Below are 9,394 nucleotides of genomic sequence, written 5' to 3' on the forward strand. Positions count from 1 at the left end.
GTCGGCCTGCGCGATTTCGGCGCACCAGACCGCTTCAAGGTGGCCGGACGCCGCAAGCTCAGCCCGAGCGAGAGCCCGTCCGGGCGCTGAGCGCATGGCATCATCGGCCGACCGGCGCCCACGCGCGGGAGGTGTCGGAGCGATGCGCTGCGGGATCGCGATCAGGCGCTCCCCGCAGCGCAGGCATTGACGCCGGCGTGGTCACGGTCGACGGCAGGGCGGTCCTGGCCCGGCCGCGGTTCCCGGCAGGGACCGAGCCGAAGAAAGGCCGGACCGCCGGGCATCGTAATGCCGGCGCCCGTTGCAGGACAGGACCAGCCCGGGGCGATGAGATGGACATGCGGTTCCGATCCGCGGATCGGGGCCTGTTCACTGACGCCCCGGGCCAGGTCGCCACATGGCTCGCCGGCGCCTGCGTCGCGTCCTGCCCGTCGCAGACCGCCAGCGGGGCGGCATATCATGGCGGCGTCCGGACGCCGTCAATTCTCGGCCGAGCAAGGCAAACCCCAAGCTGCCGAGGCTGCGAGGTTTCGCGGACACTCTACCGCCGCGGACTTGAAATTCCCTCCGGCTGGCGATACAAACAAACGAACGTTTGGTAAAAGGCTTGTGCCACTCAGGATGGAGCGATTTCATGGACGGGCAGGGCGCCGACGACATCGTGTACGATCCGTCCGATCCGGCGGTCATGGCCGACCCGTTTCCCGTCTATGCACGCCTGCGCGAGCAGGACCCTGTCCACTGGAGCCCCTCGGTGAAGTCGTGGATCGTCACGCGCTATGAGGATGTGCGCGATCTGCTTCTCTCCGACAGCCTTTCGGTGAACCGGCTGGTGCGGTTCTACACCGCGCGCCCGCCGGCGGAGGCCGAGCTCCTGCGCGACCTGATTCATTACCTCAACCTCTGGCTCGCGTTCCGCGATCCGCCCGATCACACGCGGCTGCGCCGGATCATGCGCCACGCCTTCACCGCCCCGGCGATCGAGCGGATGCGCCCCAGCATCGGCGAGATCACCGAGATGCTGCTCGACCGGCTTGAGGCACGCGGCGCCGACCGGGTCGACCTGATCCGCGAGTTCGCGCTGCAGCTGCCGGCCTTCGTCATCATGGACCTGCTCGACGTGCCGCGCGACCGGCTCGACGATTTCAAGGACTGGTCCGACGACATGGCCGTCTTCATCGGCGGTGCGCGCAATGCGACCGACAAATACGCGCGCGCCGCGCGCGGCTGTCAGAAGATGTCGGGCTATTTCCGCGACCTCGTGGCCGAGCGTCGGCGCGATCCCCGGCCGAGCTTCCTGATGGACCTGATCGAGGCGCAGGACGAGGGCGACAGCCTGAGCGACGACGAGATCGTGGCGACCTGCATCCTCGTCCTCTTCGCGGGGCACGAGACGACCACGAACCTCATCGGCAACGCGGCGCTTCTGCTGCTGCGCCATCCCGATCAGCTGGCGCTTCTGCGGCAGGATCCGGCGTTGATTCACGGCGCGATCGAGGAAGTGCTGCGCTACGACGGGCCCACGAACGCACTGGTGCGCGAGGTGGCGGAAGACCACGCGCTGCACGGCCGACGGCTGCGCGAGGGCGAGCGTGTCTTCGTCATGGTCAACTCGGCCAACCGTGACCCGCGGCAGTTCGCGGAGCCCGAACGCTTCGACATCACCCGCGCGCAGAACCGGCACCTGACCTTCGGGCAGGGGATCCACCTCTGCCTCGGCGCGAAGCTCGCGCGGGAGGAGGGGCGCATTGCCGTGCAGGCGCTCTTCGAGCGGTTCCCGGAGATGGCGCTCGATCCGGACGAGCCGCCCGAATGGCTCGATGCTATGGTGCCCCGGGGCACCCGGCGATTGCCGGTGCGCCTGAAAGGTTAGCCGCCACTCACGGCCGGCGCGGCCCTCGGCGGCTGCACAAGGGAGGTGAGGACATGAAACGCGCGATCTTCCGTCGGCACGGGCGACCAGAGGAGGTGATCGAGATCGTCGAGGCGCCCGACCCGCTCCCCGGCCCCGGCGAGGTGCGGGTGCGCAACCGGGTGATGACGATCAACCCTGCCGATCTGCTCACCATCGAAGGTCGCTACGGTGCGGAGCCGATCACGCTCCCCGCGACGCCCGGCGTCGGCGCCTACGGCGTGGTGGACGCCGTGGGCGAGGGGGTGACGCATCTTGCGACGGGCGACGCGGTGCTGCCGGCCGGGCAGGGGCTCTGGGCCGACACGGTCGTTCTCGACGCGCGCATGGCGCCGCGCGCGCCTGAGGGCGCGGATCCCGAACAGGCCGCGCTGATGCGCGCCAACCCTGGGACGGCGCGGCTGCTCCTGACCTCGGTCACGGATCTCGCGCCGGGGGACTGGATCGTGCAGAACGCCGCCAACTCCAACGTCGGGCGCATGGTGATCCGCTTCGCCCGCGAAATGGGGGTGCACACGGTCAACATCGTGCGCCGGGACGACGTCCGCGCCGCGCTCGCGGCCGACGGGGCCGACGCCGTGATCGTGGACGACGGGCGCACGGATCTCGCCGCCGCCGTGACCGCGGCCGCCGGCGCACCGCCGCGCCTCGCGTTCGACGCGGTGGGCGGCAGTGCGACCGCCGAGCTCGCCGCCGCGGTGGCGCCGCGCGGGCGGGTGGTGGTCTACGGCCTCCTCTCGGGCGAGGACAGCCGCGTGGGCGCGCGCGATCTGGTGTTCCGGGACGTGCGCGTGCAGGGGTTCTGGCTCGCGGACTGGTACGCCACCGCGTCCCCCGAGGCGATGCGCGACCTGCACGGCTTCCTCGCGCAGAAGCTCGCCGAGGGCGTGATCCACACCGAGGTGGAGGCGCGCTATCCCCTCGACCGCGTCCGCGACGCGGTCGCCCATGCCGCCCGGGGCGGGCGCTCGGGCAAGATCCTTCTGACGGGAGAGAGCGGATGCGCGCCGTCTACGTGATCGCCACATCCTGCACGGCCTTCGGCAAGCGGCCGGAGGACGGCTTCAAGGACCTCACGCGGGAGGCCTATCTCGACTGCCTCGCCGATGCCGGCTGGGAGGACGGCACGCCGATCGAGCAGGCGTGGTTCGGCAACTGCGGCATGGGCACCTTCGGACAGCGCAACATCCGCGGACAGGTCTGTTTCACGCCGCTGGTGCGCGAGGGGCTCTTTCCCGAGCGGGTGGCGATGATCAACGTGGAGGGTGGCTGCGCGACCGCGTCGATGGCGTTCCACGGAGCATGGAAGGACGTGGCCTCCGGCGACATGGACGTGGCGCTGGCCATCGGTGTGGAAAAGACCTTCGTGCCCGAGGACCCGGCGCGCACCCTCGAGATCTTCGAGGGCGGCATCGACCAGCTCGACCCCGGGGAATGGCACGCCTACTACCGCGCGCGGGGAGACGAGGCGGGCAAGCCCTTCGAGCCGAACGGCGGCGGCGGCACGGTCTTCATGAACACCTACGCCATGCAGGCCGCCTGGCACATGCGCCACCACGGGACCACGCGCGAGCAGATCGCCGTCGCCGCGTCCAAGACCCACGGCCACGGCGCGCTCAACCCCAAGGCGCAGTACCGCTTCGAGGTCTCCGTCGAGGAGGCGCTGGCCGACCGCGAGGTGTCCTGGCCGATCACGCGCGCGATGGCCGCGCCGGTGGGCGACGGGGCGGCGGCGGCGATCCTCGTCTCGGGCGACGCGCTCGCGCGGATGCCGGAGGCGGTCCGTCGCCGCGCCGTCAAGGTCCGCGCCTCCGTCCTGAGCGGCGGCAAGTACCGTGCCGCCGACGAACCGGGGCTCAGCCGCGTCGCCGCGCGCAAGGCCTACGACAGGGCGGGCCTAGGCCCCGAGGACGTGGACCTGCTGGAGGTGCACGACGCCACCTCCTTCTGCGAGATCTTCCAGCTCGAGATGCTGGGCTTCGCCGCGGACGGCGGCGGTGGCCCGCTGGTCGAGAGCGGGGCGACGGCGCTCGGCGGACGTCTGCCGGTGAACCTTTCCGGCGGGCTGGTCTCGAAGGGGCATCCGGTGGGCGCCACCGGCCTGTCGATGATCCACGAGCTCGCGCTGCAGCTGCGCGGCGAGGCCGGCGCGCGGCAGACCGAGCGCGCCCGCATCGCGCTCGCCGAGAACGGCGGCGGCGTCATCGGTTTCGACGAGGCGGCCTGCTCGGTGATCCTGCTCGAAGCCCCCGGACCGACATGAGGGGCGCGGTCAGGGATCGTCAGTGATCCGGCGGCGCCCGGCCGCGCCGTCGTCGAGCAGCGCGCCGGCCTCCGGCGTCACCATCAGGTCGCAGAACAGCGTGCGCTCCAGCGCGAAACTCTCCGCGTCCGGGGCCGCGCCCCGCCGCGTCAACCGCTTGATATGGGCGAGCGCGCGCGCGGGCTTCCGGGCGAGGCGCCCGGCGAGGGCCTGCGCGGCGGCGACCGCGTCCGCACCCCCGTCGAGGGCAAGCCCGCTCGCCACCATCTGGTGCGGGGTGAGCGTGTCGCCCGTGAGCGTCATCTGAAGCGCGCGCGACAGCCCCATCAGCCGTGGCAGGCGCTGCGTGCCCCCGGCGCCCGGCAGAATGCCGAGGTTGATTTCCGGCAGGCCGAAGGCATGGTCGCCCGCCTCGACCGTCCGCAGGTCGCAGGCAAGCGCGAGCTCGAAGCCCCCGCCCATCGCCGTGCCGTTCAGCGCGGCGACGTAAACCGTCGTGCCCTCCTCGATCAGGCGCAGCGCCCGGTGGATCGGCCCCTCCTTCACCGGGCGATCCATGGAGAAGGTCATGCCGCGCGCGGCCATCGACCGGGCCTGCGGCGCGAGCGCCTTGAGATCGTAGTGCCGGATGAAGACGCCGGGCGTTCCGCCGGACAAAACGCAGATACGAACCTCCGGATCGGCGTCGACGCGCTCCACGGCGTCGAGCAGCTCGTCCTCCATCGCCCTGTCCATGTACCCGGCGTCCGGGTTGGAGACCACGATCCGCGCGATTGCGCCCTCGACATGAAGCGTCGCCTTTCCGGTCTCCATGGCCGGTCTCCCTTGCCGCGGGCGGGTCGCCCCGCATTCACACTCGAAATTCAAACAAACATTCGGTAAAACCATCCCGCCGCGCCGGTCGCGGGCCGCGCCCCCTGTGCGGCCGGGTGGGCCGGCGGACCGAAGACGGGAGAGCGCAGTGCCGATACGACAGGCAGACGAGAACGCCGGCGCGGACGGTGCCCGGCCGCGGCGCCGCAACAAGCGCGAGGAGGTCCTCCTCAAGGCAGCGGAGCTGATCGCGCGTCACGGGATCGACGGGACCTCGATGCGCGACATCGCGGCGGCGGTCGATATGCTGCCTGGCTCGCTCTACTACCATTTCGCCTCCAAGGAGGACATGCTGCAGGCCATCCATGAACGGGTGGTCGCGGACATGACCCGGCGCGTCGAGGAGGCGGTCGCCCGTGTGGCGACCCCGTGGGACCGGCTGGAGGCGGCAGCCGTCGCCCATCTCGAGGGGCTGATCGCCACCGGCAACATGATCACCATCATCTCTCCCGATTTCGCCGAGGACCGGCGCGCGCTCAACGCGACGCTCAAGGGACAGCGCAACGCCTACGAGGTCATGTTCCGCCGGCTCTTCGAGGCCCTCGATCTGCCGCGGGGCGTGGACCCCGTGCTCCTGCGCCTTCAGCTTCTCGGCGCGCTCAACTGGGTGCCCGTCTGGTTCGATCCTGCGGCCGAGCGGACGCCGGCCGAAATCGCGCGCGCCTTCGTCGCGACGCTGCGGGCGGCCTACGCAGACCGCCCGCAGGGGTAAGCCGGTACCGGGGTAACGGCGGCCGGGCACGTCACTTGGTGAAAGTGAAGGCTCCATTGCGCAGACGTCCTCCGGCGAGCATCTCGTCGACCTCGATCTGCGCCAGCGCCGAGCCTTCGGGCCCCGAAATCTCCACCGATACGGGCTCGGCCATGCAATAGTCCCCGGTGAAGGGGATCTGAAGCAACCCGAGCCCGGCACCTCCGCCAGCTTCGGCCACGTAGTTGAGCGTGCCCCCGCCGGCCACGCAGTCGCCGGAAGGCCGGACCACCAGCTCGATCGTGCCGGCACCGTCGCCGCCGGTGCCGGTCCAGAGGTCGCCGTCTTCGGTCTGCCCGGCGTCGCCCGTAGCGACGGCAGCGCCGAAATGCGTACGCATGGCCGCGGCGACCTTCGGATCCGGCCCGTACCAGCCCCCCAGAATATGGCGCGCCGGCGCGCCCGAGGCCGAATCCCACCCCGCGAGGTTCACGTAGGCATAGGCGGCGCTGTAGGGCGTGAGGCCATAGCCCGCCTCGGCATCGTAGACGTTGAGACCGCCTGACAGGTCCTCGGCCGGGGTCACGCCGGCGGGCAGCAACCCGGTGAGGCTTTCGGCCTTCCACGTCACCGCGATCGTGACGGTATTCGCATCCGTCATCAGATAGGGCGGGGCCGGCGCATTCTCCGCCGCCGCGGGCAGCGCCATGGCGCTCAGAGTCGTGAGCACTGCGGCCGTTGCGTATCGTGTCGCGTATCGCATGTCGTTTCTCCTCCCTGCGCTGCAACGCCCCTTGTTCTTCAACTTGCAGCGTCTCTCCAATACGGGGCGCGAAGCTCCTTCTTGATGACCTTGCCGAGGGCGTTCCGCGGGAACGCCTCGCGGAACTCGAGGCCGACGAGGCGCTGCGTCTTGGCCAGCCGCGCATTCGCCCAGTCACGGATTTCCTCGGCCGAGGCGGTCGCGCCCTCGGCCGGGATCACCAGCGCAAGGCAGCTCTCGCCCCATTTCTCGTGCGGCACCCCGATCACCGTGACGTCGCGCACCGCGGGATGGGAGCCCACGATCTCCTCCACGTCGGTGGGAAAGACGTTGAAGCCACCCGAGATGATCATGTCCTTCTTGCGGTCCACGATCCGCAGGAAGCCATCCTCGTCCAGAACGCCGATATCGCCGGACCGCACGAAGGTGCGCCCGCGCTCGTCGCGCCAGATCAGCTCCGCCGTCTGGTCCGTGCGCCGGTTGTAGGCCTGCATGAGCCCGGCGCCGTAGCCCGCGATCTCGCCCGGGGTGCCGCGGGGCGCCTCGTTGCCCTGATCGTCGAGGATGCGCACCTCGAAGCCGAGGACCGGCGTGCCGACGGTGTCGAACTTCTCCTCGTGCTGGTGTGGCTTCAGCACGCTCGCGAAGCCCTCGGAAAAGCCGTAGAGCTCGTAGAGGCCGGGCGAGAGGCGCGCGATGATCTGGCGCTTGGTCTCGCGCCGGAGCGGAGAGCCGGCGGAGAGGACCGTGCGCAGGCTCGACAGGTCCGCGGTGTCGAGCTCCGGGCGCTCCAGGACCATGACGTATTGGGCAGGCACCATGAAGGTGTGCGTGATCCCCTCCCGCGCCACCGTCTCCAGGAACGCTGCCGGATCGAAGGCGGGCATGACGTGCAGCGTGCCCCCCGCGAAGAGGGTGGGCAGCATCATCAGCCAGGTGCCGTTGGAATAGAGCGGCGTGGTGGTCAGTGCCCGGCTTTCCGAGCCGAAGCCCATCTCGACCGCGTTGGAAAAGGCCCAGTGCAGGCGCGCGCGATGCGTCTGCACGATGCCCTTCGGCAGGCCGGTGGTCCCGGAGGAATAGATGATGTTGAACGTGTCGGTCATCGCGTGCCGCACGTCCGGCACGGTGTCGGGAGCGCTTCGGTAGATCTCCTCCAGCGCCGGCCAGCCGCCTGCCTCGAAGCCGGAGGCCACCCAAGTGCCGACGGCCGTGTCCGTGTCGGCGAGCGCGCGTGCGCGATCCGCGAATTCGGCCGAGACGAAGGCCGTCTGCGCGCCGCAGTCCGCAAGCAGGGTGCGAAGCTGTTCCACGGTCAGAAGCCCCGAGAGCGGCACCACGCAGCCGCCCGCGCGCACCACGCCGAAAAGGCACTCCAGCATCTCGACCGAGTTGCCCATCATCACCGCGACACGGTCGCCCTGTTTCAGCCCGGCGTCCTTGAGAAAGTTCGCGACGCGGTTGATGTTCGCGACGAAAGCGCCCCAGCTTCGCCGCTCGGCGCCGCAGATCACGGCGGGCTTGTCGGGGTAGTGCCGGGCGTGCGCCGCGAAGAGATCGGGCAGATAGACCTGTGCGTCGTCGATCACGTCGGTCATGTCGGTCAGCGCTCCTCCCTTTTCTGTCGCGCGCGGCGGCCGGTCCCGGCCCAAGGTGCCGCGTGTCCTCCCGCCGTGGCGCTTGGGGAGCCTAGCGCAGATCCTGTAGCGCGCCAAACAGTTGTTTGTTAGCCTGTGTCGAAACGGGAGGACCGCGCATGTGGCCGGACGAGAGGACAGGGCCCGCGCTCAGGGCGCATCTGGCGGTGCGGCTCAAGCTGCCGCTCTTCGTGGCGCCGATGTTCCTCGTCTCCGGCCCCGAGCTCATCGTCGCCGCGTCGCGCGCCGGGGCCCTCTCGGCCTTCCCCTCGATCAATGCGCGCACGGGCGCGGACCTCGAGGCGTGGCTCGAGCGGATCGCCGATGGTGCGGCCGGTGGCGCGCCCTGGGGCGTGAACCTGATCGTGCACCGCTCCAACACGCGGCTGCGCGACGATCTCGCCGCGACGGTGCGCGCGCGGGCGCCGCTGGTCGTGGCCTCGGTCGGGCCGCCGGACGAGGTGGTCGCGGAGGTGCACGCCTACGGCGGTCTCGTCTTCTCCGACGTCGCCAGCGTGCGCCACGCCCGCAAGGCCGCGGCGGCCGGGGTGGACGGCCTCGTGCTGCTGACGGCGGGGGCCGGAGGCAACACCGGCTGGCTCAACCCCTTCGCCTTCGTGACCGAGGTGCGGCGGTTCTTCGATGGTCCCCTCGCGGTGGCGGGCGCGATCGGGACGGGGCGGGCGCTCCATGCGCTCGAAGTCCTCGACGCCGATCTGGGCTATGCCGGCACGCCCTTCATCGCCACCGAGGAAAGCCGTGCGCTGGCCGACCACAAGGCGACGGTCGTCGCGACCGAGGCCGACGGCGTCACTCAAAGCAGCCTCGTCACCGGCATCCCCGCCAATTTCGCGCGGGAAAGCCTCGTGCGGGAGGGCGTGATCGCCCCCGACGGCACGCCGCTGCACGAAGGCGCACTCGACATCGCGTCCTGGAAAACCGTCTGGAGCATGGGCCACGGCTGCGGCGGGGTGGCGACGATCGGACCGGCCGGGGAGGTGATCGCCGGGATGGCGGCGGACTGGCGCGCCGCCCGTCAGATGCTACGCTCCCGCCCCGCCCAGTAGGGCGCGCGGAGCTCGCGGCGCAGCACCTTGCCCGTCGCGTTGCGCGGCAGGCTGTCCCGGACCTCTACGGATTTCGGCGCCTTGAGGCTGCCGAGCTGGTCCCTGCAGAGTGCGATCAGCGTCTCCGGCGCGACCTCGGCGCCGGGGCGCGGCTCGATCACCGCGGTCACCGCCTCGCCCCAGTCCGG

9 protein-coding genes are annotated in these 9,394 nt (G+C 70.8%); 5 read left to right on the forward strand and 4 right to left on the reverse strand.

The genetic code is table 11. From position 1 onward, the window contains the following. The first annotated feature begins 634 nt into the window (after positions 1 to 634). The 3 genes from ACESL7_RS09055 to ACESL7_RS09065 are packed head-to-tail and all read left to right on the forward strand — an operon-like array spanning position 635 to position 4,175. A complete protein-coding gene (locus ACESL7_RS09055) occupies positions 635 to 1,873 on the forward strand; it encodes a cytochrome P450 (protein WP_372892997.1) in 1,239 nt (412 codons plus the stop codon). Positions 1,874 to 1,926: 53 nt separating this feature from the next. After that, entirely contained in the window at positions 1,927 to 2,931 is a 1,005-nt protein-coding gene (locus ACESL7_RS09060) for a zinc-dependent alcohol dehydrogenase family protein (RefSeq protein ID WP_372892998.1), read from the forward strand. Continuing rightward, entirely contained in the window at positions 2,913 to 4,175 is a 1,263-nt protein-coding gene (locus ACESL7_RS09065) for a thiolase family protein (RefSeq protein ID WP_372892999.1), read from the forward strand. Before ACESL7_RS09060 ends, ACESL7_RS09065 begins: the two co-directional genes overlap by 19 nt. A gap of 9 nt (positions 4,176 to 4,184) precedes the next feature. Here ACESL7_RS09065 and ACESL7_RS09070 read toward each other — a convergent pair whose 3' ends face one another. After that, positions 4,185 to 4,988 carry an enoyl-CoA hydratase/isomerase family protein gene (locus ACESL7_RS09070; RefSeq protein WP_372893000.1) on the reverse strand — a complete coding sequence of 268 codons (804 nt, stop codon included), beginning with the start codon at positions 4,986 to 4,988 and terminating at the stop codon, positions 4,185 to 4,187. Between the two features lie 148 nt (positions 4,989 to 5,136). On the opposite strand from ACESL7_RS09070, the gene ACESL7_RS09075 reads away from it, so the two are divergent. Beyond that, on the forward strand, positions 5,137 to 5,760 hold the full coding sequence (locus ACESL7_RS09075) for a TetR/AcrR family transcriptional regulator (RefSeq protein ID WP_372893001.1): 624 nt from the start codon (positions 5,137 to 5,139) through the stop codon (positions 5,758 to 5,760). A 31-nt stretch (positions 5,761 to 5,791) separates the two neighbouring features. Here ACESL7_RS09075 and ACESL7_RS09080 read toward each other — a convergent pair whose 3' ends face one another. Together ACESL7_RS09080 and ACESL7_RS09085 are read right to left on the reverse strand one after the other, a co-directional pair. Then, positions 5,792 to 6,502, reverse strand: coding sequence for a hypothetical protein (locus ACESL7_RS09080; protein ID WP_372893002.1), 711 nt, complete (start codon positions 6,500 to 6,502; stop codon positions 5,792 to 5,794). Between the two features lie 38 nt (positions 6,503 to 6,540). Further along, complete coding sequence (locus tag ACESL7_RS09085) at positions 6,541 to 8,100, reverse strand: class I adenylate-forming enzyme family protein (protein WP_372893003.1); 1,560 nt, start codon at positions 8,098 to 8,100, stop codon at positions 6,541 to 6,543. 158 nt (positions 8,101 to 8,258) lie between these two features. Between ACESL7_RS09085 and ACESL7_RS09090 the strand changes: the two genes are divergently transcribed. After that, positions 8,259 to 9,206, forward strand: a complete 948-nt coding sequence (locus ACESL7_RS09090; RefSeq protein WP_372893004.1) for an NAD(P)H-dependent flavin oxidoreductase — start codon at positions 8,259 to 8,261, stop codon at positions 9,204 to 9,206. Here the strand turns inward: ACESL7_RS09090 and ACESL7_RS09095 are convergent. Further along, a partial coding sequence (locus ACESL7_RS09095) for an AMP-binding enzyme (protein WP_411289491.1) occupies positions 9,176 to 9,394 on the reverse strand: 219 nt, incomplete at its 5' end. The two genes, ACESL7_RS09090 and ACESL7_RS09095, sit on opposite strands and share 31 nt — an antisense overlap.

Origin of the sequence: Rhodosalinus sp., assembly GCF_041685465.1 — a bacterium.
Classification (GTDB): Bacteria; Pseudomonadota; Alphaproteobacteria; order Rhodobacterales; family Rhodobacteraceae; genus Rhodosalinus.

Excerpts from the sequence above, each read along its gene's own strand:
- ACESL7_RS09055 (WP_372892997.1), top strand. The coding sequence starts at position 635 with ATGGACGGGCAGGGCGCCGACGACATCGTGTACGATCCGTCCGATCCG.
- ACESL7_RS09085 (WP_372893003.1), bottom strand. The coding sequence starts at position 8,100 with ATGACCGACGTGATCGACGACGCACAGGTCTATCTGCCCGATCTCTTC.
- ACESL7_RS09070 (WP_372893000.1), bottom strand. The coding sequence starts at position 4,988 with ATGGAGACCGGAAAGGCGACGCTTCATGTCGAGGGCGCAATCGCGCGG.
- ACESL7_RS09065 (WP_372892999.1), top strand. The coding sequence starts at position 2,913 with ATGCGCGCCGTCTACGTGATCGCCACATCCTGCACGGCCTTCGGCAAG.
- ACESL7_RS09090 (WP_372893004.1), top strand. The coding sequence starts at position 8,259 with ATGTGGCCGGACGAGAGGACAGGGCCCGCGCTCAGGGCGCATCTGGCG.
- ACESL7_RS09080 (WP_372893002.1), bottom strand. The coding sequence starts at position 6,502 with ATGCGATACGCGACACGATACGCAACGGCCGCAGTGCTCACGACTCTG.
- ACESL7_RS09060 (WP_372892998.1), top strand. The coding sequence starts at position 1,927 with ATGAAACGCGCGATCTTCCGTCGGCACGGGCGACCAGAGGAGGTGATC.